At 51.3% G+C, this 24,478-nt stretch carries 20 protein-coding genes and 1 pseudogene; 2 read left to right on the forward strand and 19 right to left on the reverse strand.

The window, feature by feature from the left end:
- Positions 1–293: 293 nt before the first annotated feature.
- From K2G43_RS03130 to K2G43_RS03195, 14 genes are all read right to left on the reverse strand, one after another.
- On the reverse strand, positions 294–1,568 hold the full coding sequence (locus tag K2G43_RS03130) for an ABC transporter permease (RefSeq protein WP_300152953.1): 1,275 nt from the start codon (positions 1,566–1,568) through the stop codon (positions 294–296).
- Between the two features lie 151 nt (positions 1,569–1,719).
- Complete coding sequence (locus K2G43_RS03135; protein ID WP_297642525.1) at positions 1,720–2,952, reverse strand: ABC transporter permease; 1,233 nt, start codon at positions 2,950–2,952, stop codon at positions 1,720–1,722.
- 34 nt (positions 2,953–2,986) lie between these two features.
- Positions 2,987–4,297, reverse strand: a complete 1,311-nt coding sequence (locus K2G43_RS03140) for an ABC transporter permease (RefSeq protein WP_297642523.1) — start codon at positions 4,295–4,297, stop codon at positions 2,987–2,989.
- A gap of 23 nt (positions 4,298–4,320) precedes the next feature.
- The gene (locus tag K2G43_RS03145) at positions 4,321–5,601 is read right to left on the reverse strand and encodes an ABC transporter permease (protein WP_297642521.1); all 1,281 of its coding nucleotides are present in this window, start codon (positions 5,599–5,601) and stop codon (positions 4,321–4,323) included.
- 126 nt (positions 5,602–5,727) lie between these two features.
- Positions 5,728–6,981 (reverse strand): FtsX-like permease family protein, encoded by a 1,254-nt coding sequence (locus K2G43_RS03150; RefSeq protein WP_300152954.1) that lies wholly within the window; start codon positions 6,979–6,981, stop codon positions 5,728–5,730.
- 76 nt (positions 6,982–7,057) lie between these two features.
- Positions 7,058–8,353 carry an ABC transporter permease gene (locus K2G43_RS03155; protein WP_300152955.1) on the reverse strand — a complete coding sequence of 432 codons (1,296 nt, stop codon included), beginning with the start codon at positions 8,351–8,353 and terminating at the stop codon, positions 7,058–7,060.
- 59 nt (positions 8,354–8,412) lie between these two features.
- Complete coding sequence (locus tag K2G43_RS03160) at positions 8,413–9,003, reverse strand: DUF2807 domain-containing protein (protein WP_297642528.1); 591 nt, start codon at positions 9,001–9,003, stop codon at positions 8,413–8,415.
- Positions 9,004–9,191: 188 nt separating this feature from the next.
- Positions 9,192–10,451 carry an FtsX-like permease family protein gene (locus K2G43_RS03165; protein WP_300152956.1) on the reverse strand — a complete coding sequence of 420 codons (1,260 nt, stop codon included), beginning with the start codon at positions 10,449–10,451 and terminating at the stop codon, positions 9,192–9,194.
- 16 nt (positions 10,452–10,467) lie between these two features.
- A complete protein-coding gene (locus K2G43_RS03170) occupies positions 10,468–11,742 on the reverse strand; it encodes an ABC transporter permease (RefSeq protein ID WP_297642517.1) in 1,275 nt (424 codons plus the stop codon).
- A 20-nt stretch (positions 11,743–11,762) separates the two neighbouring features.
- A complete protein-coding gene (locus K2G43_RS03175) occupies positions 11,763–12,428 on the reverse strand; it encodes an ABC transporter ATP-binding protein (RefSeq protein ID WP_297642516.1) in 666 nt (221 codons plus the stop codon).
- Positions 12,429–12,573: 145 nt separating this feature from the next.
- Positions 12,574–13,869, reverse strand: a complete 1,296-nt coding sequence (locus K2G43_RS03180; protein ID WP_300152957.1) for an FtsX-like permease family protein — start codon at positions 13,867–13,869, stop codon at positions 12,574–12,576.
- A gap of 99 nt (positions 13,870–13,968) precedes the next feature.
- Positions 13,969–15,291, reverse strand: a complete 1,323-nt coding sequence (locus K2G43_RS03185; RefSeq protein WP_297642514.1) for an ABC transporter permease — start codon at positions 15,289–15,291, stop codon at positions 13,969–13,971.
- Between the two features lie 40 nt (positions 15,292–15,331).
- A complete protein-coding gene (locus K2G43_RS03190) occupies positions 15,332–16,579 on the reverse strand; it encodes an HlyD family efflux transporter periplasmic adaptor subunit (RefSeq protein ID WP_300152958.1) in 1,248 nt (415 codons plus the stop codon).
- 633 nt (positions 16,580–17,212) lie between these two features.
- Entirely contained in the window at positions 17,213–18,136 is a 924-nt protein-coding gene (locus tag K2G43_RS03195) for a glucosaminidase domain-containing protein (protein WP_297642510.1), read from the reverse strand.
- A gap of 102 nt (positions 18,137–18,238) precedes the next feature.
- Between K2G43_RS03195 and cdd the strand changes: the two genes are divergently transcribed.
- Both cdd and K2G43_RS03205 read left to right on the forward strand, forming a co-directional pair.
- On the forward strand, positions 18,239–18,721 hold the full coding sequence (cdd, locus tag K2G43_RS03200) for a cytidine deaminase (protein WP_297642509.1): 483 nt from the start codon (positions 18,239–18,241) through the stop codon (positions 18,719–18,721).
- Positions 18,722–18,806: 85 nt separating this feature from the next.
- Positions 18,807–19,313 carry an ECF transporter S component gene (locus tag K2G43_RS03205; protein ID WP_300152959.1) on the forward strand — a complete coding sequence of 169 codons (507 nt, stop codon included), beginning with the start codon at positions 18,807–18,809 and terminating at the stop codon, positions 19,311–19,313.
- A 225-nt stretch (positions 19,314–19,538) separates the two neighbouring features.
- On the opposite strand, the gene K2G43_RS03210 is transcribed toward K2G43_RS03205, so the two are convergent.
- From K2G43_RS03210 to K2G43_RS03230, 5 genes and pseudogenes are all read right to left on the reverse strand, one after another.
- A complete protein-coding gene (locus tag K2G43_RS03210; RefSeq protein ID WP_297642506.1) occupies positions 19,539–21,107 on the reverse strand; it encodes a peptide chain release factor 3 in 1,569 nt (522 codons plus the stop codon).
- A 37-nt stretch (positions 21,108–21,144) separates the two neighbouring features.
- A pseudogene (locus tag K2G43_RS03215) lies at positions 21,145–21,506 on the reverse strand (four helix bundle protein).
- Between the two features lie 28 nt (positions 21,507–21,534).
- Positions 21,535–22,395, reverse strand: coding sequence for a dTDP-4-dehydrorhamnose reductase (gene rfbD / locus K2G43_RS03220; protein WP_297642504.1), 861 nt, complete (start codon positions 22,393–22,395; stop codon positions 21,535–21,537).
- 321 nt (positions 22,396–22,716) lie between these two features.
- On the reverse strand, positions 22,717–23,259 hold the full coding sequence (locus tag K2G43_RS03225) for a DUF4924 family protein (protein WP_300152960.1): 543 nt from the start codon (positions 23,257–23,259) through the stop codon (positions 22,717–22,719).
- A 61-nt stretch (positions 23,260–23,320) separates the two neighbouring features.
- Complete coding sequence (locus K2G43_RS03230; protein WP_300152961.1) at positions 23,321–23,974, reverse strand: LysE family transporter; 654 nt, start codon at positions 23,972–23,974, stop codon at positions 23,321–23,323.
- Positions 23,975–24,478: the final 504 nt, after the last annotated feature.

A 24,478-nucleotide genomic window follows, 5' to 3' on the forward strand; every position in this document is an offset into this window, starting at 1 on the left:
TCTTCGGACAAACTCCACTCCCTAGGACCGAAGAACGTCCGAAGAACGTCCGAAGAAACACCGAAGAAACTACGAAGCAGAAAAGGGCCGGAAAAGACGCGGACAGGAAGAACAGAAAATGACGGGGTTTTCCAAGAACATGGAATTTATGTAAAGAATTATGATTATACAATCACATCTTTAGCATCTGAAGAAGTTCTCGCCAACGGATATGTATATCTCACAAAAGAGACTACAGATCCGATATATTCCTTAATCGGACACTTCCTTCGCTGTAATATTCCGGTTCACATTTACTCGTCGTGCAACGCTTCGGCGGGCTGTACCTTCATCGCCTGACGTGCCGGATACCAAATTCCTGCAATGACCATCAATGCCATCAGCCCCCAAACTACTACAACACATACAGAGAATCGTCCCCAACCGGCATCTGTGGCTTCCGTAAAGGTAGCATCAGCCATCACTATATTGGCACATATCACCAACGCAGGAATGGCGGCCATCGTCAGCAACAGCAAACCTTCGCCCAACAACTGCCGGCGTATCCGACCACGGCTGCTCCCCATTGCCATTCGCAAGGCTATCTCGCTGCGACGATGGCGTGTACGGAACCAGAAGGTGCCCATCAGCCCGATGAATACATTGAAGATGAAAAACATTACAATGAGCCTTGCTCCGCGGATGTAGGGCGTGATGCCTTCGGCAGCATCCCGCTCTATCTTCTGCTCCCGGTAGCTCTGTATGTCGAACAGGTAGAAAGGTGCTACCTGCAACTGCGGCGTCATCTCACGGCAGAAGCGGGCGGCAAAGTCCTCCGTATCGGCTTCGGGGCGCACACGGATGGAGATGTCGGGAACGGCCTGCCACCGATAGAACCACTCGGGGAACGGAGTCAGGATAAAAGGCTCGTAGCGAGCATAGTCATCGCTTTTCTGCAAGGCACACACAGCGGAAACCCGGTAGCGAAGACCTCCGGAATAGTAATCCATGAACTCACTCCCCACCACTCCGTTGCTCGTGCGGAACAAGCTGTCGGCAAGGTCGCGGGTGACTACGGCCGGCAGCGGGCTTGCCACCGGGTTCCATTCGGCAGAGGCAGCACCTTGGGCAGTGAACAGCTCCCTCCCCTGCTCCACCGGAATGCGCATTACGTGGAAATACTCCGGCGACACATAGCGGATGTTGGCGGAAACCACCCGGACACTATCCACCGTATAGCCCTGATACATGTGTCGCCGGGTATAGGCATCGGTACCCATCCACATCGCCGCACTCTCCACGGCGGGATGTTGCCTGATGCGGCGCATCACCTCTTCCATCGGCTTGAACCAGAAGCGTTGCAGGCTGTCCTCGGAAGCACATGCCACAAACTGCGTAGGATTGGTGGAGATTCTTATCTTATATACATGCTCCAGATTATAGCCCTTGGGCAACCGCTCGGCATGGATGAAACCATAAAGCACATCCACACAATACCACATCAGGGTGAAGACTATCAATAACTCGGCAAACAGCCACCCGTTGCTGCGGCGCTGATTCCAGATTTGATGTAGAATAGATTGTATCATAATAATTTGAATTTACAAAACAGTTATCGGAAGTTAGAAGTCGTTATTCGGGAGCTAGCAGCCAATGTTCCTGTTTATGCAAGCAGAACTATCGGCCTTCAACTCCCGGACAGCCCCCGACAACTCCTTCAAAGAAAAGACTCCTAAAGACTCACTCTCCTCCCAGCACCTCCGCTATCGGCCTACGCGTGGCGTTCCATGCCGGGATGAATACGGAAAGCAGGTTGAACAACAGGCAGACCGCCAGCACGACCGCAAACACCACGGGACGGAGGAAGAGCAGCGGACTTACCTCAAAATTGGCATCGGGCGCACCATAGCCCAGCATCCAATCCTTGCCTATCCATAGGAAGATACACGAAAAGAAAAAACCGAACAACGCGCCCACCAATGCCAGCACCAGATTCTCACGCAAGAGCTGCCTCATCAGGGTGGCACGATTGGCGCCATACGCTTTCCGCACCGCCAGTTCCGCCATGCGGCGCGACATCTGCGAGGAAATGAGTCCGCTGACATTGATGGCAGGCACAATCAGTAGAATCAGCCCAAGGATGATGCATGTGACGGCGGGCGACAGCATGTCGCTGCGGAAGAACTGCCGCTCCGTATAGGTACTGAGGTCGGGCAATTCCAGACGGTATTCGGTCAGCGTCTCGTTGAAGCGGGCAAGCGACTGCTCTATCTGTGCTTTCAGCTCCGTGGGGCTGACTCCGGGACGAGTGATTGCCATCACCTCAAAATCGCCACGCAATCCTTCGGAACCGGTGCCGCCAGGTTGCGTGGAATAGGGCATCCACACCTCCCCGAAGGCGAACGTGAAGAGCGAACTGACATCCCGGGTCACGCCTACAATGCGCATGGAGTGGAAGTTCACAAAATAACTCTTGCCCACCGCCTCTTCGGCGGAACCGAAAGCCTCGCGTGCCAAGCGTTCGCCTATCACCACCACATCGCGGCACGCATCCATCTCCTCCCTGCTGAACAGGCGGCCTGCCACCAAAGGGATATCATATACATGCCAGTAGTTCAAATCGACCTGGCGAACCGTGCGGCGCATCCCTTGCGAGGGCGAAGGACCGCAATACAGGGTGTAAACAGGTCCCAGATAGGTGACTGCTTCTGCTCCCGAGAGCTCGGCAAAGATGCTGTGCGCCGCACGGTAGGACATACCGGTGTTGCTGTTGCTATGGTCTGCCCGACGGTAGCTGTAGCCGTAGGAAGAATAGACCATGCGGTCACGGTGCACCTCGGGAGCCAGATTGGCGGTCTGTATGTCATACACCATATAGACTACCATTACAAAAGCGATACTCACCGCCGTGCCGATGATGGAAACCGTACTGAAGAACGGATTCTGACGGATGAGGGATAAGATTTGTTTCATTTGTTTTTTTGTTTTAAGGAGTTATTCGGGGGAGTTACTCATCTCTCAACGCCTCAGCCGGAAGCGTACGTATCGCCCGATTCACCGGAATATAAGTTCCAACCAACGCCACCAACAACAGTAACACATAGCTAATCAGCAACACCATATAGAAATGGGGAGTAAACCGGTTCTGCCAATAAGCGGGATTGGGAACAAAATCGCGGAACATTTCCACCACATACATCCCATTTACATAAGCATGATGCAGCAAGAATGGCAACGTCACCAACACAGCCACCGTCACCAGCAACCATGTTTCCAGCAAGAACTGGCGACAAATATCATTCATGCTTGCTCCCATACTGCGCATCACTCCTATCTCTTGACGACGGGCGTTGCAGCGTATCCAAAATGTGCCCAACATCCCCAAGAAGATGCAAAGGAGGGCAAATCCGGCCAAAGCGTATTGCAACCGAAGTTTGTTGGTTATCCCACTATAGGTGGCGTAGTAATCGCTCAGCTCGTGGAACGACTGTAACTTCTTAAGATAGAAATTACCGATAGACAATTGAGGCGCCACCTCCTTCTGGAAGCGTTTTTCAAAAGCATCCGTATCCACCCCTGCCTTTAGCCGGATAATAAAAGCATACTGCCAAGTCATGTAGGAGCTTCCTACCATATCCTTGTCCATATAGATAATCAGCGGATAGGGTTGCTCATAATCACGGTGTTTATAGTCTCGGAACACGCCTGCCACCTTCTTAGTGAGGTTGCTTTGATAAACCATTTTCCCTACCGCATCGGCAGCACTGCCAAAAAGCAGACAAGCCGCACGCTCGGACATAAACAGGGAGTTTTCTACATCTTCGGGAATTTTCAGCACTTCACCGGTGCGCACGTCCCGCATATCGTAGGTTCTGAAAAGGTCACTGCCCTCCGATGCAACAAAACTATACCACTGGGTATGTACATAGTTATCTTTCCCGATAGATGCAGTGTCTGCATACACCTGTGTGCCGTTCCAAGAACTGCTATTGGGAAACGCCCATGTCCCCGAAATGGAATAAGACTCCACTTCGGGCTGGCTGCGCACGATACGTACCATGCGCCAATATGCCTCCTTACAGAGCGAATCGGATGCCATCGCTTTGTCATACACTGCTTTATTTTTTCCATAAATATCCATACGGATGGCATAGACCCTTTCAGAGTTATACCCTTTATCAATAAGCCGATTAGCCACCAACACATAGACCGGGTCTATCACCGTCCACAAAAAGAAGCTGACAACCAATAACTCCATGAATATCCAGCCATTCTGTCTGCGCTGGTTCCACAACTGATGAAATATCATTTTAATCATATCTTTCCTCTCCTTATCTTATTTTAGCGGTTGGTATTAAGAGAATGGATGATTGGGTGGCGCAGTGCCGATACCGCAGGCAGCAATGCCGACACGGTGTTAAGCACAATGCACAGTCCGAAAGCACAACTGAAAACAGCCGGATTGAAAAGCATTTCGAACGTCAATGTAATATGCTGTCCGGGGATATTAATCTTTGTGTCAAAGAGCGTCAGAATCCAGTCGCTTGCCGTCAACACTATCAGGTAGGAAAACAACAGTCCCACCAAGCCGCCTATCACGGTAAGCAGCAGATTCTCGCACAGCACCTGATGCAACAACCGTCTGTTGGTAGCGCCGTACGCCTTGCGTATGCCCAACTCACAGAGCCGCTTGTCCATACGCGAGGAAATCATTCCGCTCAGATTCAGTGCCGGGATAAAGAGCAGGGCAAGCAACATGTAAAGAAAGCCCTTGGCTATCTCTACGAAGTCGGGATTCTGCCCCGTTCTGAAAGTGCTCATCCAGTAGTCATCGGGCTGCCCTATCAAATTGTAATCGTACTCCGCATCTTGAAGGTTGAACTTATGGACAGCCTCCCGGACCTCCTCTTTTACAACCTCTTTATTGGCAACGTCATCCACCAACAAGTAAGCCCAGATATTACCTAAAAGCCCTCTGCCGATTCTGTCCGATTCAGTAAGCGGAATCCACAAATCACCCGATGTATCCGGTGTGGCGCTAGAGACATCGTCCACCACGCCACACACAAGGTAATCATCACCGCCAAAAAAAAGATGTTCGCCTACGACTTGTACCGTTGTAAACACCCTAATCGCCAACGATTTGGATATCACCGCTAGTCGTAAATCAGCATCCACCTCTTCCTGCGTAAACGGCCGTCCGTTCAAGAAGCGAAAATTGAATACCTTCCAAAATCCACCGTCCACAGAACGGTGCGATGCGGGTAACGACTCTCCGTTAGGAAGCAGTATTTTGCTCTCGTTCCAAAAACCGAGCATTCCACCACCCACCGCCTCTACGTGCGGAAGTCCGGTGACCAACTCCTGAATGAAACGGTAGGAAACCCCGCTATTGAGGTTGTAATTCTCCGGCTTTCCCTTAGGATGACGTTCCATAGGTTTTATCACCAAAGTACGGTTACGATTGTATTCAGGATAAATAGGAGCGAACTTCACATAAAAGATAATGAACAAAGTCATTATCAAAGCGATGGAAAGCCCCGTCCCCACTACATAGATACTTGTGAAAAGCTTGTTCTGCCTCATCAGCGTCCATGCTTGTTTCAAATATATTTTCAGCATACTTTCAAATGTTTTTTATAGTTCAACTTCTTTGTCAACAAGAATTTGCCTTGTTATTAATCAAATTATCGGCTTTCAATTACCAACGAAATGAAGCGGAGTATAACTCTCCTTCTCCCTCACAAATCATTCGTCATGCAACGCCTCTGCCGGCTGTACCTGCATAGCCTTGCGTGCCGGAATGGCGATGCCGATGGCAATCATCAAGGTCATCAGGACGAAGCTGATAACGGCACAGGCCAAGAGTCTCCCCCACTCCAGCGTAGTGCCGTTGCGCCACGAATTCAACTCCAGGTGTGCCAAATTGTAATCGACAAGGAGCGCTATGGGAGTGACAAGTAGTAACAACAGCACCCCTTCGCAGAGCAGACGGCTGAAGACAGCTTGTCCGGTGGCACCATGTACTTTGTGCAGAGCCATTTCGGAACGACGCTGCTGCGTGCGGAACCAGAAGGTGCCGAACAGGCCGAGGAAGATGTTCAGCAACAAGAATCCCATGCCTACCAAATAGTTACGAAGTCCGGTGTCCCAGCTACGCTGGTAGTTGTTGCGGATATCGGCAAACGAACGCACTTCGGCAATGAAGATGTTGCCCACACGGTAGAGTTTCTCACTGTCCGCTTTCAGGCGCTCAATGAAGCCGTGGTCCTGGTCGGGACGCACGCGTACACACCACTCCACTGCTGTAGCATTAGTCATCCACCCAAGCGGCATCTTATAGACCATGCGATAGGAATCGCGAGCCTGTGCATAATCGCAGTAACGCACGTTCTGTAGAGCGGCTCCCAAGGTTATCGTACTGGTGGTATCGCCGAAGAGGTAAAACGGTTTTCCCACCAACGAGGTCAAGGAGACATCGTACTCTCTATAGAGATTGTCCGAAGCCAGAAAGTGGCGGTCGTCCTCCAGCATGGCGGCGAGTTGCTCGGGCGTCTCGCCACGTGTACCCCGATAGCGGAATACGCGTACAAAGTCCGGTGTGACGAAACTGCGTATCGTCCAACCGGGTGCCCTCAAGGTATCATACTGCACCATTGCCGTGCTGTTACTGCCGTTGTAGGGATAAGAGTTCTGCGAAAGGCTCGCTGCCTCCACGTCCGGACGATGCTTCAGCCGGTCCAGCATCTCCTGCACGTCCTTCAACTGTTCTTCTTTCGACTGATTAGGGATGTAGCCAGGACTCTTATCGGTCAGAATCCCCATCTCAATGAGGTAGCAGTGCTCTATGTCGAAACCTTTCGGTTCGAGGGCGGTGGCGGTCTGCGTATAGATGTAGTCCACAACGTACCACATCACCACGCTCACCACCAGTAGTTCCAAAGCCAACCAGGTATTGCTTTGCCATTCGTTCTTTATCTGTGTAAAAAGTTTCTTTGTCATTTCGTTGTTGTTATTTAATAAGGATAAAGTTAAGAAGTTATCACTCCCCTAATACCTTTTAACTCCTTTAAAAAAACTACTTCCTCAATCTTCCCCCAATCGCGTCCACAATTCCCACTCTCGACGCTCGCCATGCCGGAATGCCGCTACTCAGCAAGTTCAGGATGAAGCAGAAGAGCACTGCCCAGCCGAAGGTGGAGGCGTGCAGCAGGATAGAAGCGTTGATGAGCGGCGCATTCACTGTCTTGCTGAAACCTTCGGCAAACAGCATGGATTCGCCCAAATAGGCAAACGCCACACTCAGCAGCAGCCCCAACACACCGGCCAATAAGGTCACCACCATGTTCTCTGCCAGAATCTGTCCCATGACCTCCATGCGCGTGCTGCCGAAAGCCCTTCGCACACCTACCTCGCTGACACGCTGCCGCAGGCGGCTTTGCGTCATGCTGCTCAAGTTTATGGCAGGGACGATGAGCAGGATGATGAACAAGATGAGGCGCTGGCGGCGTGTTGCCGTCACATCCGGTTCTGTATTGGCACCGGTGTTCAGTACATACTTTTCCTGGTCATAGGGGCGGTTGCGGTAAATCAACTCGTATCCCTGCTCGCCTATCACCTTATTGTACTCTTGGTGACGGCGTTCTACCTCCTCACGGATAGTGGGGAAGTCGCTGCGGTCGTGTGCCAGGATGATGCAACTTGCCATACCCATGATGTTGTCGTTCCAAGTATCATTTTTAAAATCGGTGGAAGTAAATGGAATCCATACTTGCGCGTAGGCAGTAGCGGCAAGCGTAGAGACATCTTTCACCACTCCACACACCTTATAGGGGGCATGGCTCAGCAGAAATTCACGTCCCACTGCCTCTACAGTACCAAACAGGTAGCGCGACACGCTCTCCGTAATAACAGCCACCGGTAGTCCGGCATCGAATGTTGCCTTGTCGTAAGGCTTGCCTGCTGTAAAAGAGAAGTCGAACACACGCCAGAACACATCGTCCGTCTGTAGCATATCCACTCCCGTAGAGGGTTGTCCGGGCAGACAGACCGGCGTGGAGGTAATCCAAGTAGAATAGATGGAAACCGCTTCGGGAGTCTTCAGGGACTGAAAACAGGCTTGGGCAGTACGGACACTCATCGGCCCATTACTCGTGCCGTCTCCCCAGCTCTTGTTGCCTACGCTCATGTAGCGTACATGCAGGAAGCGGTCGCGATTGCTCTCCGGAGCAAACGGAGCCACCTGTACCTGCTGTATCATCACCACCAGCATGATGAGGAAAATGGCGAGTGCCGTACCGGCTATGCCCACGGCACTAATCAACGGTTGTTGCCGCAATTGCACCCATGCTTGGATAAAATATTGTCGAATCATTTCTTAAATTGAGAATTAGAAATTGAAAATAGGAACCAATCATCTCTTATAACCTTATATCATCTTCCTACTTTCAGTTGCTTCGTATTCACACTGCCGATACCTCCTTTAGAGATATTCGCCTCTCCGGCACTACCGCTCAGGATGACTTTGCCCACACCGTCCAGACTGGCAGAGAGGTAGTCGCAGGTCACATGGATGTCGGCACTGCCCACGCCCTGCAACGCCACTCTCAGCTTGCGGCACGTGAGGTCGGAGATGTTTACCTTTCCCACGCCTTCCACATCGAACTTCACCTCATCCACCTTCAGGGGAGTGTCGCAATGGAAGGAACCTACGCCGGCAAATTCCACCTTTTTCAGGTCGGGGGCGGAGAGATGGATGGTGACACCGTTCTTCTGGTTACGCATGCCCTTGTTCTCCCGATCCTTGAAACCGATAACCAGGCAGCCGTTTTTTACTGTGGTTTCGGTATTCTTCACGTATTTCTCCTGTCCCTCTATCTTCAAGGAGTAGGTATCGCTCTGTGTAAAATAAATCGTTCCCACAGAGGTTATGTCAATGGAGGAAAAGGCCTCTACCTTGCGCACTTCGCTCACTTTGGTGTCGCCATCGGCGGCGTATGCCACGCCTGACATCAGTGCGAACATCAGGCTAAGAAAGAAAATGTAATTCTTCATGTTATAAATACTCATGGCTATTAACAGTTTGGCAATATTTTGCATTATCGTAATTATTCAGTTGTTTTTCCTGATTGAAATTTAATAGTTTGTAAGGCTGCACCAAGGTACAGCCCTACATTGATTGTGAGACAGCTTCCCCTTGCCTACAATACCCTTTATTCCTCGTGCAACGCCTCGGCTGGTTCTATCTTCATCGCCTGGCGTGCCGGGAACCAGATGCCCGTCAACACCATCCATGCAATCATCAGCCAGGCACCCAGAGAGCCGAGCAAGAAGCGTGGAATGCTCCACTTCACGGGCCAGGTGGCAATCAGCTCCGTACGCCCGATAGTGAACTCGGCAATGCCGATGTTGTAGCAGACCAGCATGGCAGGCAATGCCACCAGCGTCAGCAACAGCAAGCCTTCGCCTGCCAGCAAACCGAACACCTGACGGCGCGTGCTGCCCATCGCCATCCGCAAGGCTATCTCGCTGCGACGGCGGCGTGTGCGGAACCAGAAGGTGCCTATCAACCCCAGGAAGACGTTCACCAAGAGGAAGAGCACAACCACCGATTGGCTGTTCACCTTGTCTATGTCACCGTTCATCACTTCGAACTGATATTGCTGCTGGGTGTAGGGCGTGGCATCGGCAATGAAGAGATTATCCGTATCTAAGCGTGCCGCTATCTCGCGAACGAACTTTGCGCGGTAGTCGGCACCGTCTGCGGCCGCTTTCACACGAAAGACGATACTGCCCCACTCCCCAGAGTATTCGGTCTTCACCATGTGCTCATCCAAGCGATAGAAGAAGCACGCCGCGTCGTTGCCGTAGCGGTAGGTGCGGAAGTTCTCAATCATGCCCTCATGGCTGATGACTGTCAGCGAATCGCCGTTTCCCAAAGGCATGTCTGAAGAGAACGAAGGTATTTTCCGCCTGAACCGCTCCACGGTGGCTTCACTCAGCATCACGTGTTTTTCGCCCGAAGCCATCTCCCTGAACGGATGCCGTGGGTCATCTTTCATACGGAAGACATCGACATAGCCGCCGGTAGTCATAATCAAACGCGCATTCACCCAGCAAGAGTCCTGCGCCACCAGTGAATTAAAGCTGTTGTTACCACTCATCGGCAAGCTCCAATAACAGAGTGCCACCGCTTCCACCGTAGGCTCCTGTTGCAGTTTCTTCAAGACACCCAAGAATTTGTCGGCATTCGTCAGCGAAGTGTCTCGGCTCTCGCCTCCCATCACCAGCTCCAACTGATAAACGTGCTCGATGTCGAAACCCAACGGACGGTAATAAGTGTATTTCAAGCAGCCTAATGAATCGCACAGGAACCACATTACGATGAACACCAGGAAGAGTTCGGCAAGCACCCACCCGTTCTGGCGAAGGCGTGCGCGAATCATGCGTAAGTTGTGTAAGGTAAATTTCATAAGATTCCTCCTTTCCTTATTTATCGTTCAAAGACTCTACGATGGGCCGTCTGGCCGCCAGCCATGCCGGAAGCGCCGCACTCATCAGATTGATAACCACACAGAAAGCGAAAGCCAGCAAGAACACCCACGGGCTGAACAGCACGCTCATGCTAAGACTGAACTCGCCGGATGTACCCACGTTGCCGCTGTTGGTGAACAGCCACTCCCGCATCAGATAGACGGACAGGTAGCTGAGCAAGAGGCCCGCCACACCGCCTAATAGGGTGAGGAACAGGTTCTCGTTCAGTATCTGCCGCACCAGCACCCATTTGGTGCCTCCGAATGCCTTGCGCACACCCAACTCCGCCATGCGTTGCTGCATGCGGCTGCTGCTGAGTCCGCACAGATTGAGCGAGGGCACTAGCAGAATGATGAACAGGGCGAGGATGTATTGCAGATAGAGCATTGTCAGGTCGGGTCCCACATTGCACCACACGTGGTTGACGTGCGTCACGATGTTGTCCGGCTGCTCCATGATGTCTATCTTGAGGTCTCCCAATCCGGCGTTGACCGCCTCCACCCGCTTGGAAAGCTCCTCACGGATGGCGGGGAAGTCGGCGGCGCTCTTTGCCACCATTGCGATGTTCATATCGCTCATGTAGCTCCATACGTTAGTAGCCTGCCGCATATCGGGGTGGTAGGGTGCCCACACTTGCGCATACGCATCCTTGGCGGCAACGGAAACATCCTCCACCACACCCACGATGCGCACACTCTCGCGGTTCAGCAGCATCTGCTGCCCGATTACTTCGGTCTTTCCGAACAGCTTCCGTGCCACGGAGGCGGCGACCACCACTCCCTTGGCAGAGCCTACGCACTCTTCTTCACCAAAGCCGCGCCCTTCGAGGAAACGCGGCTCAAACACTTTCCAGAAGCCCGCATCCGTAAGTTTCCGGTCCACTTTCAGACGATTGCCGCCATCAGTCAACGACACCAATGCTCCCGAAGTACCGGAGAAGGCCGTAGCCGCCTCTATTCCCTTCAACGGAAGGACACACTCCTTCAGGAATGCCGGCGAGGCGAGACTGTATGACTGCTGATTGTGATTTTTCTCATTGTAGATGTGCATAGCCATTACATAGAGACTGCGGCTGCGGTTCACCTCCGGAGCAAAGTCCGCATACTTCGTCTGCCAGGTAATGACAATGCTCATTATCATCGTAATGGCGAACGCCGTACCTGCAATGGATATGATGCTCAGCAACGGGTTTTGCCGCAGATTTGTAAAAGATTGACGAATCATAATCAATTGATAATTGATAATTGCTCTTATCCCACCTGACGTCCGTCGAAGAAGTGAGCGGTTCTTGAAGTCTGTTTGGCTTGCGCCTCGTTGTGGGTCACCATCACGATGGTTCGTCCGTCTTCCTTGTTCAGCTGATGCAGCAGTTCCATGACTTCGGCACCCATCTTGGAGTCCAGGTTACCGGTAGGCTCATCGGCGAGGATTATCTCCGGATTGCCGATGATGGCACGGGCGATGGCCACACGCTGGCACTGACCGCCGGAAAGCTGCGTGGGCATGTGGCGCATACGGTGGCTCAACCCTACCTTCTGCAACACCTCTTCGGCAAGACGACGGCGCTCCTTGGCAGACACCTTCCGATAGAGCAAAGGCAGTTCTACGTTGTCTATCACGTTCAGCGAATTAATCAGGTGGAAAGACTGGAACACGAAGCCCAGCTTCTGGTTGCGGAAGGCAGCCAGTTCCTTGTCCTTCATGCCGTCCACCTTCGTACCGGCTATCTCGATAGTGCCGCTGGTGGGCGCATCAAGCAGCCCCATGATGTTCAGCAACGTGGACTTTCCACAACCGGAAGGTCCCATGATGCTGAGGAATTCACCCTTGTTCACTTCGAGGTTCACATTTTCCAATGCTACGGTTTCAATCTCGTCTGTACGATAAATCTTGTTGATGCCTGTTAACTTAATCATAATGTTTCGTTTTTAAAGTTGTTATTATTTGGTTCTCTTTATTTCTATTTATTTTTAAGACGCGGATTGAGCGGATTCTTTATTTTTCAGCTGCAGATGACGCAGATTTTTCTTAATCAATAATCCGCCAAATCGCGTCTTAAAATTATTCATCCCGTAAAGCCTCCGTCGGCGAAATGCGACTGATGTTGCGGGCCGGAAGATAGATGCCTGCCCATACCACTGCCAGCAATATCAGGAAGATGATGCCGGAAACTATCAGGAAATGCTGCGTAAAGTCCGACACCCAGTAAGCATCGCCCGCGCCCTGCATCCAGCACAAGCCTTTGTGCAACCCTTCCTTGATGGCGTATTGCAGGTAGATGAAGAAACCTATCGCCGAAGCGACGAACGTCAGCACCGCCCCTTCGCCCATCAGCAGGCGGACGATGCGACGGGGGGTAGCCCCGAAAGAGAGCATCACTCCCACCTCCTCACGACGGATGCGTGTCTGCAACCAGAAGGTGCCTGCCACACCCAAGCAGAGGTTAATCAGGAAGAAGAGCGCCATGGCAAGGTTGCGGCGGTAGATGGGGGTGGCACTGTAGTTCTCCCGCTCATCTATCATTGCCTGATACGAGGTGACCGTGCGAGCAAACAGGTTTCCCTGCTTCAGTTCCTTCGTCATCCAAGGACGGAATTCGTGCAGGAAACGTTGCATGCTGACTCCCTCTTTCAGGCGTATCAGAATGTTGGCATAGTCGGGCATGTACTCCATAATCGAAGGCAGCGGACGAAATGCCACGGGAACCGGTCTCCATTCATTATATGCCTTGATGGTGCCGATAGTGCCCCTTACCGGATAGAAGGTACTGTCGTTGCGACCGAATGAATAGCAACGTTTCCCACGGGCATCTTTAGTGTGAAGCAGCTTTTCGGCGGCGTTCTCTGTCAGCACGATGTCTTTGGGACCATAATCGGCATCAGAAAGTTCCGCAGGAGTCATACCCTTGCCGGGGTTGAAGCCGTAAGTCTCGAAAAAGTGTGTGTGAGGCATGAAATACATCTGCAAAACCGGCACCCGGATGGAATCGCCTTCGCCTATAAGCTGGCTGTTGCTGTTTCCCTGCGAATTGGGATAGCAGAAGCCTAAGATAGGAGTGGTCGTCTCCACACCCTCGAAATCGGCGGCACGACGTATGAGGTGGTAATAACTATCGACCAAGGTTGCCGAGTCTTGCGCTGCCGGGTCATAACCCGTTGCCGAAGGCTGTAGTGTGGCCAAGGATACCAGACAAAGACGGTCGGCATCGTATCCCAACGGAATGTTGCGGTCGTGGGTCACCACAATCACGGGGTCCAGTACCACCCAGCTGATGATGCTCACCAGTACCAATTCGGCCAGCAGCCATCCGTTGCGGCGACGACGAGCCCATAGATTCTTTATAATCAGTTTCAACATGTCTTTTCGTTTTTTAGTTTGTTATTTTGTTTCGTTGACAAGGGACGAGGAAACGGAGCTACAAGGCTGTTTCTTGTCAACTTACCCCCTTCTCCCTTATCATCGTTTCTCGTTCAGTGAACTCACAATGGGTTTGCGAAGCGAATGCCAAGCCGGAAGCAGGGCCGAAAGCAGATTCAACAATACGCAAAGCAGCAGGGCCGCCACGAAAACCAGCGGTGCGAAAAGCATCTCGCCTGCCACACGTACTTCCACGCCTTCGGGCACGGCATCCGCCCAGCGGTCCAGCAACGTAAATACCCATTCGCGCCCCACGTAGAGTACTAACCAGGCTATAATCAAGCCCAGTACACCTCCCATCAGCGTGAGCAGCAGGTTTTCCCACATCACCTGCGAGAGCAATATCCTGCGCCCTGCCCCGAAAGACTTGCGTACACCCATCTCAGGCAGGCGCCCCTCCATGCGGCTGGCTATCATGCCGCTCAGGTTCAATGCAGGAACCAGCAACAGCACCAGGAAGACCAGCAGGAACTGGCGTACCGTTGCCCAGACATCCACCTCTTCGCTGACAAAGTCTTGGAAGACACTTGTCAGGTGAGTAGTAGGCTGTTCCCAGAAGTCGGCTTGCCAGTCGTCGGGATGCGCTAAGTTCTCCTTGCGCACAATCTCCTTCAGTTCGTTCCGCAAGGCTACTCCCTTCCCACTGTTTTCCACCAAGAAGGTCACTGAGAAAGCTCCCAAGTAAGGGGCACCGTACTTAGGTTCACGGTAGTCGGCAGCAATGCTGTAGGGCATATAGACATCGGCATAGGATTGGTCGGTAAGGTAGCTGGCAGGACGCACCACACCACACACCTTGAAGTCGGCATAGTTCAGGCTGAATGTCTGCCCCAATACGCCTTCAGCAGTACCGAACAGGCGACGGGCCAGGGCATCGGTGATAACTGCCGCATGTATGCCGCTAGACAGGTCGGCATCGGTAAAAGGCTTTCCTTCCCGAAAATGGAAGGCATAGATGTGAAAGAAAGCCGGGTCGGTCAGTTTCAGTTTGACTTTGAAGTCGCCACTCCGGTCGGCAGGCTGTATATAAGCATTCTCAACCCAGTTTTCATCGTTGAGGTGCGCGGATACGACAAGGGCGTTCTTCATCGGATAGAACCATTCTTGCAACGCCTTGTAGGAAACACCCCACTGGACGGTCTGCTGATTACCCTTAGCTCCTTTTACAAATCTGGAACCGGTCAAGTAGAGCGTATTCTGCCGGTTCACCTCCGGATAGACAGGCGCAATCTTCACATAGTAGATGATGGCCATTATCATGGTCATGGCAATAGCCAACCCGGTGCCCACCACATAGAGCGTACTGAAAAGCTTGTTCTGCTTCATCAGTTCCCAGGCTTGTTTGAGGTAGATTCTAATCATTGCATGTATTTTTTAAGGAAGTTAACTCCCGATGCTCCTATCAATTCACTTTCAGCTTATTCTTGTTCTTATACTGGCTCATGTCGCTCACGACCACCTCATCACCCGGCTGCAAGCCGCTGATGACCTCCACGAACTCGAAGTTCGAGTCGCCTAACTGCACCTTGCGCTTCACGATTTCCTTGTCCGAGGTGCGCACGAAGAGCTCGTATTCGCCACGGCCCACGTAGTAGGAGGCGTTGGCGATGCGCATCACGTCTTCCTTCACGGCATTCATCACATAAACGTCCGTCTTCAAGCCCGAACGCAGACGGCGGTTGTTGTCCTCGTTCAGCTGCACGGTGAAGGAAATCACGCCGTTCTTCGAGAGCGGTGTCACGCTGCTGACCGCGCCCTCCAGCTTCTCGCTGCCTATCTTCACGATGGCCTTGCCGCCGGCTGCCACACGGTCGCCGTAGGTGTCGGCAATCTCGCCCTCCACTTTAAAGTGGCTCAGGTCGGAGATGACGGCTATCTGGCTGCCTTCGGGCACCTGTGCGCCAATCTGGTTATTGATATAGGTAAGGATGGCCTTTCGCGGCGAGCGCACCTGCGCGTCGTCCAGGGTGCGTTTGGTCTCGGCCAGGCTCTTCTTGAAGATGCTGAACTCCAGTTCACGCACCTGATATTCCGATGCCAGCACCTCCTTCTCGTTGGCATACTGCTGGCGCAGCTGCTCGTACTCCAATTGTGCCACGTTGTAGCTGAGTTCCGCCTGGCGCACCTTGTCGGTGGTGCCCGAACCGAGGCTGTCCAGATAGCGTTCGTTGCGCAGCTCCACCTTCATGCGGTCCAGCTTCATGGCGGAGACCTTGATTTTCATCTGAAGGTCGGTCAGCTTGGTCTGGTTGTCCAGTTTCAGCTGTTTCAGCTTGTAGCTGCGCATCTGCTCCTCGTCGAGCATTTTCTTATAGTCGGTCTCGGCGCTCTGCAAGTCCAGTTTCAGGATGGGCGTGCCTACGTCCACGCTGTCGCCCCCTTTCTTATACACTTCGAGGATGCGGGTGCTGATGGGCGAGTTGATGATTTCCTCGAATGCCGGTACCACCTTGCCAGACGCGCTTACACTCACCTCAATCGTTCCCTTACCCACCTTCGAGAAGACAAGGTCTTTCTCTTTCACGCCTGTACGCATCAGGGAGATGAGCAAACTGATTGCCACAACACCTACCACGCCGATCGTGCCGTAGCGGATGATTTTCTTGTTACGTTCTTTGTCACGCACTTCTTTCGGAATTTCTCTATCCATATCTTCAAATTTATTGTTTACGAATGTATCGGTTCATTTGCGGACACATTTACGGGCATCCGCTTTACTACCTACCAATTCCGTGCCAAAAATATAAATTATTGATAATAAGGAAAAAGAGAAAAACAGGGGTGTTCGTTTTCGGACACCCCTGTACGTTTTCGGACAAACCAGCCAACAAAATCGCGCACTAACAGACAAAACTCGCGAATGGAGGCGTACCCATCTGCCTATCGTGACAGGTATATGTTTTCAGTAAATCAGTAAACAAGTCAACAAGGCTACAAGACTACAAGACAAAGTTATGGCTCATCCGGAATTTAGAGTGATAATCGGACTGAAAGCAAGTTCAAGGACTTACGAAACTTGAGTGATGTATTTTGGATATAATTTATAAGCTTTGAAATCTACCTGCCGGCAGAATTAAATCAGCAAGGAAATAACCGCTGCAATTTCTCCCTATATTCCCCGGCTTGACAGACACTTGCCTCTGTCGTCTCAAACACTTGTGTCTGTCAGCTTGAACACAAGTGTCTGTCACGCTGAACACAAGTGTCTGTCAACGCACTTTTCAGCACCTGATAATCAGCATATTAAAAAACCACAGAAAGCTAGTCTGCGAACTAAGCCCCCTTATCTCAGCCGCAGCCTGTCTCCCACTTCCGGCACATATTCCGCATCCTTGCGGTTCATCTTATAGAGATTCTTCAGACGGATGCCATACTTCTGAGAGATGCCGTGCATGGAGTCGCCGTCTTTCACAATATAGACGGTATATTTCCCGGAAGCCTTTTTCTTCTTCTCTTTCAGATAGATGATATCGCCCGCTTCCAACGTATAATCTTTTTGGAGGTCGTTGTAGCTTACCAATTTCTTCCAACTGATGCCGAACTCCTTGCCCAGCAACTGGAAGCTGTCGCCGCTACGGGCCACTACGTAAGCGATGTCATTCGCTATATATACCCGATGCGGATGGGCAAGCCAGGGCTTTTTCTTCAGCTCCTTCTCCCAACGGCGTGCCTCGCGTTTGCCCATTCCCCGGCTGTCGTACTTATACAACTCATAATCTTCGATAATCGTAATCAAGCGGTTGGCATACGAAGGGTCTGTGGCATATCCGGCCTTCTTCAGACCGCGTGCCCACCCCTTATAGTCCGTAATCTCCAATTTGAAAAGAAAGGCGTAACGGGCGCTCCGCTTCAGAAAAAGGGAATGGTCATCGTAAGACTCCTTCGGAGTGCGATAGGCACGGAAGCACTCGTTGCGGGCATCGTCATCGTGGCGCACCGTCCGTCCCCGCCAACCGCTTCCACACTTGATGCCGAAGTGGTTGTTGCTCTTGCACGCCAGCCTGCTACGTCCGGCACCGCTCTCCAACAATCCTTGCGCCAAGGTGATGCTGGCAGGAATTTTATGCAGCTGCATCTGCTCCACCGCAAGCGGAGCATATTGCTTGATATATTCGTTATAGTAAACATTCCGGCGTTGCGCCTGCGCCACAAACACAACGGCAAACAAAAATGCCAAGACAGCAGTCAGTCTGAAAATAGGTTTCATGGGGTTGAATCTTGAATTTGGCACAAAAGTCCACAAAAGAATTGAAAAAAGCAATCTCTTTTCTATCTTTGTAACATTAATTACAATATAATCTTCCGTCTTATGAAAAACCTGCATATCCAAATCGACCTGCGCATCTATGCGTACGAAGAGCTGAATGCCGCCGACCGCGAACTGATAGACAACGCCCGTGAAGCCACCCGACGCAGCTATGCCCCCTATTCGCATTTCGCGGTAGGTGCCGCCGCACGACTGGCAAACGGCCTCATCGTGACCGGCACCAATCAGGAGAACGCCGCCTACCCTTCCGGTCTGTGCGCCGAACGCACCACCTTGTTCTACGCCAACTCCCAATATCCCGACGAGCCGGTAGAGACACTCGCCATCGCCGCCCGCAACGAACGGGGCGACTTTCTGGACAATCCCATTCCGCCCTGCGGTGCCTGCCGCCAGGTGATGCTTGAAACGGAAAAACGTTTCGACCAAGCGATGCGGGTGCTGCTCTACGGCAAGCAGGGCATCTATGAGGTGAAGAGCGTAGGCGACCTGCTGCCGCTCTCGTTCGACGCTTCGGCGATGGAGTGATTCCGATGCTGAACACAAGTACATTTAAGGGATTAAATTCCTTTTTTTTCATAACTTTGCGTCCTCAACTAAAAACATAAAATTCATGGAGACAAAAAACGTAAAACTCTACGCATTGGACTATAGCGATGCAAAAACCTATCTGGCAGCCTCGCTATTCGTTCTTGGAAACATTGCGCTGCCTCAACTTTTTCATCTCGTCCCCCAGGGAGGGGTGACTTGGCTGCCTATCTACTTCTTTACGCTGATTGGCGCCTATAAGTTCGGTTGGAAAGTGGGATTGCTGACCGCCGTCCTCTCTCCCGTCCTCAACTCCTGGCTGTTCGGGATGCCGCTGCCTGCCGTACTGCCCGCCATCCTGCTGAAATCGGTATTGCTGGCCATCGCCGCCGGCTGGACCGCCCATCGTTATCAGCGTGTCTCGCTGCCCATCCTGCTGGCTGTCGTTCTCTTCTATCAAATCGCCGGAACACTGGGCGAATGGACAATGGTCGGCAACTTCTTCAGCGCCGCACAAGATTTCCGTATCGGAGTGCCGGGCATGCTGTTGCAAGTCATCGGAGGCTATTTGCTGCTGAAGCACAGCAAATAAAACATTGCTGTAAGATTTCGTAAGGTATGTTATAGTAGTAAATAATTGCTGTATTTGTAAGGTCTGTATAGTAGGTGTGAAAACAAGAAAAGGATAAGATATTAGACACGGAATACACGGATTTCACGGATTCATTAAGAAGAAAACCGTGTAAATCCGTGTAATCCGTGCCTAAAAGGAAGTGAAGGTAGATAGGAAGCTTTTATCACTCTACCACCTACCGCTCTAAAATTCGCTCGTGAAGTGGAAGCGGATATGCTTGAAGTCCATCTGCGCCATCTGAAGCACATAGCCACTGTCGGCAAGGAAGACATCCCTGCCCTCACGGTCTTTGGCCATATACTGATACTTACGCTTCTTGAACGCTTCCAGTTCCGCGGCATCATCGCTCTCAATCCAACAAGCCTTGTAGAGGCTGAGAGGCTCCCAACGGCATTTGGCGCTATACTCATTCTCCAGACGATACTGGATGACCTCAAACTGCAACTGGCCCACCGTACCGATAATCTTGCGTCCGTTGAACTGGTTGACGAACAGCTGCGCCACACCCTCGTCCATCAGCTGGTCGATGCCTTTGGCAAGCTGTTTCTGCTTCATCGGGTCGGCGTTCTCTATATACTTGAACATCTCCGGCGAGAAGCTGGGCAATCCGCGGAAATGCAGCATCTCGCCCTCCGTCAGCGTGTCGCCAATCTTGAAGGTGCCATTGTCCGGCAAACCGATAATATCGCCTGCCCACGCCTCATCCACGGTTGTCTTACGCTGTGCCATGAACTGCGTAGGCGATGAGAAACGCATCGTCTTGCCGTGGCGCACATGCAGGTAAGGAGTGTTCCGGGTGAACTTGCCCGAGCAAATCTTGCAGAAAGCGATGCAAGAGCGGTGGTTCGGGTCGATATTGGCGGTAATCTTGAAGATGAAGCCGGTAAACTTAGGCTCTTCCGGATTCACCTCGCGCTCTTCCGCCTTCACGGGACGCGGGCTGGGGGCTATCTCCACAAAGCAATTCAACAGCTCCTCCACTCCGAAGTTGTTCAATGCCGATCCGAAGAATACCGGCGCCAGTTCTCCCTTCAGATACTCTTCCTTCTCAAACTCAGGATAAACGCCGTCGATAAGCTCCAGCTCGCCGCGCAACTTGTCCGCCAACGGCGAACCTATCTGTTTGTCCAGCTCCTCCGTATGGATGTCCACCTCCACCTTCTCGGTCACTACCTGCTTGGAAGGCTGAAAGAGATTCAGGTTATGCTCATAGATGTTATATACACCCTTGAAGCGAATGCCGCTCTCGATAGGCCAGGTCAGCGGGCGCACGTGTATGGCAAGTTCCTCTTCCAGTTCGTCCAACAGGTCGAACGGGTCTTTCGCCTCCCGGTCCATCTTGTTGACGAAGATGATGACCGGCGTGTTGCGCATGCGGCATACCTCCATCAGCTTGCGGGTCTGTGTTTCCACACCCTTCGCACCGTCCACCACGATGATGACACTGTCCACGGCGGTCAGTGTGCGGTAGGTGTCTTCGGCAAAGTCCTGGTGACCGGGAGTATCCAGGATATTAATTTTATAGTCGTGGTAGTCGAACTCCATCACAGAAGTGGTGACAGAGATACCACGCTGTTTCTCGATATCCATCCAGTCGGATGTTGCCGTTTTCTTTATCTTATTGCTCTTTACGGCTCCCGCCACTTGAATCTGCCCTCCGAACAACAGCAGTTTTTCAGTCAACGATGTTTTACCGGCATCCGGATGCGCGATAATCGCAAAAGTCCTTCTTCTTTCAATCTCATTCATCATAGTTGATAGTTGATAGTTGATAATTGATAGTTGAATACTATCGCCTACCAAGACTATCTTTTAAAGTTCTTACTGTACTCGTTAATAATCTCACTAATTCCACGCTATCAGCATGAAAAGAGGTATAAATGTCATCAGACAGATAACCCGTATCATGCAACAGCGAAATCCAATATTCTGTTTCGTAAGCTTCTTTCAAAGCTATATTCATCTTATTAAGAAAATCCGCTCGACTTTGGGCATGAATGCCTTCACATATCAAAGCACAAATAGCCGTACCACTCGCAATAGTTGTTTTGACATGACAAATTCCCCATGTTTCACCAAATACTTATAAGCATTCACAATACGAATGGCAAAAGCATAAGATTTTCGCTGAGTCACATTGTCTTCATACATAGTCAAAAGTATCTTTATCTATCAACTATTATCTATCAACTATCAACTTGGAAAGACACTCTTCAAGCGAACTTTCCCAATGCGGAATCTCTATGCCGAATGTCTTTTTAATCTTCGTCTTATCCAGCACCGAATAGTGCGGGCGCGGCGCTTTAGCCGGGAACTCATCGGTGTGCAACGGACTGACCTTGCAGGTCGTGATGCCCGCCAGCCGGTGGATGGCGAGCGTGAAGTCATACCACGAACAGACCCCTTCGTTGCTGAAATGATAGATGCCGGGGATAATGCCCCGGTTGATGGCCGCAAAGATAGCACATGCCAGATCGTGGGCGTATGTGGGCGTACCTATCTGATCGAACACCACCCCTAACGTCTCACGCTCACGTCCCAGACGCAGCATCGTCTTCACAAAGTTGTTTCCATAGATGGAATAGAGCCACGCCGTGCGGATAATCATCGCACGGCTGCACTTCTCCATCACCGCCCGCTCGCCCGCCAGCTTCGTAGAGCCATAAACGGAGTTGGGGCAAGGAAGCATGTCCTCCGTATAAGGGAGATGTCCGGTCCCATCGAACACGTAATCGGTAGAGACCTGTATCAATGCGGCACCGCAAGCCTCGGCCGCAGCAGCCAGATAGCCCGGCGCAAGATGATTCAGTTTGTCACAGAGCTCCGCATTGTCTTCCGCCTTATCGACGGCCGTGTAGGCAGCGCAGTTGACGATGACATCCACCCGATTGCCTGCCACGAAAGCACGGACCGCCTGCTCATCGCAGATGTCCAGTTCCTGCACATCGGTGAAAAAATAGGTGTGCTGTGTATTCTCCTGCGACAACACCCGCATCTCATTGCCAAGTTGACCGTTGGCACCGGTTACTAAAATATTCATTTAAAAAGTTATACTTAAATATTTAAGTCTCGCATATCTCCGATATGCTGTCAGTAAACAAGTTAACAAGGCTACGAGGAGAAGCGACCGGGCTTTCCGCCTGCGTCTTGTTCATAAAACAGAAAAACGGGAAGGCGTCATCCCCCTATTCACTGAATCCTTGTCAACTCGTCCACAGAAAGCAAGTTCTTGAACTTGCGAAACTTGATATTATATATGTTACGATGAACAATATTCCTTTTGAAGTGGAAAATGAAGAGAACGACAAAACGACAAAACGACACAGCGACAGCTGCCTTATTTTTGTCAACGCTTCATTTTTCAACTTTCCATTTCCAACTCTCCTTTCCTCTCCTTGTCGTAATAATTGGCAAGCAGCGAAATGAAGCCGCTGACAGCCTCCATCGCCTTGGCTGTCTCCCGGCTGATTTCCTTTTTCTGCAGCCGCAACAGCAAGATGCCGTAGAGGGCTTCAAAGCAAGTCTCCAATTCGGATTCCTCCTGTTTGTCTCCCTTCCGGCGCAGCTCCACGATGAAGGGCAGCGCCTTGAAATAGGCGGCGTTATAGAACGGATACTTGGTGGAGGCGAGCAACATGCCGTGCAGCTCCGTCAGGTTCCGGATAACGTTCCGGTTGATTTGCAGATGCCCCCTCTCCTTGACCCCTTCGGCACACATCATGCCAACCAGGTTGCCATACCACTCTTCAAGAGCCGGCTGTTCGGCTTCGGGATAACGGGAAATGACGTTGCGGCATACCTCGTCGATGTCGCACCGGTTGGCACGAATCAAGTCCTCCACTTGCCACATGTATATCAGGTATTCGGCAATATTCTGCTCTTTCAGTCGTTGCGCTATCTTCATAAAATTATCAATCCTCCATTTTTCAATTCAAAATTGTCAATTTTCAATCATCAATTGTCAATTAATATAGCGATTCGCCCATCAACGTAAATATCAGTCCTACCACGGACACCACCACGACAATGCTCCCGATGATGCGGTTCAACATCCAGATGCCGCGCAGGTTGAATCGCGTGCGGACCTTGTTTACAAAGAAAGTAATGCCAAACCACCAGGCCAAAGCCCCCAGCATGATAGCCAGATAGCCGGCAGCGGCCTCAAAGACAAGCACCCCTTCGCTGACAAAAGCGAAACGGGCGAAAAGACCGATAAACAGGAATATAATCAGCGGATTGGAAAGCGTGACAACGAACGCCGTGATGAAATTGTGGAAATAAGAACCTTTGTTGGCGGACATCGGACGGATGGACTGTACCGGATTGCTGCGGAAAGTATAAATGCCGAAAGCCAGCAACAAGATGCTCCCAAACAATTGCAGATAAAAAATGTTCTTGTTGACATAGTCGAATACGAAGCTCATGCCATAGCCCGTCAACAAGGCGTATGCAATGTCGCTCAGCGAGGCTCCTATCCCTGTGACGAAACCATACCAACGGCCTTTGTTCAACGTGCGCTGAATGCACAGCACCCCCACGGGTCCTAATGGTGCAGACACAATGACGCCGATGATGAACCCCTTCCACAATATGTCAACTATGGTCTCTATCTGAATCATGGCTGCAAATATCGTACTTTTTTATGAGACGAACGAATAGTGTTAACGTTTTTTCCACCGAAAAGCACAGCTTTTGCATTTAAGGGAGTTATCAGGGGGGAGGTAGGTTGTCCGAGAACCTGGTTGTTGCTTGCATGCTGTTTATGATTTTAGGCACGGATTTCACGGATTTTCACGGATAGGACAAAGAAAAAACCGGGAAATCCGCATAATCCGTGCCTGAAAGAAAGCATAACATTACCTGTTCAATCCATCTCATCTGTGTGCCATAACGAGTCTTGACACACACCACCGAAATTCATAATTATTTACATCAAATTTCCTTTCTCTGAAAATTTCCTCACCGGCCGTCCCTCCGGTTCGCGTCTTGTCCGGGTCTTTTCCGCTCCATAGTTTCTTCGGTGTTTCTTCGGACGTTCTTCGGACGTTCTTCGGTCCTAGGGAGTGGAGTTTGTCCGAAGAACGTCCGAAGCCGAATAGGCCCTGGTAGGGGTGGGACAGGAA

The sequence above is a fragment of the Bacteroides sp. genome (genome assembly GCF_029057325.1).
Classification (GTDB): Bacteria; Bacteroidota; Bacteroidia; order Bacteroidales; family Bacteroidaceae; genus Bacteroides.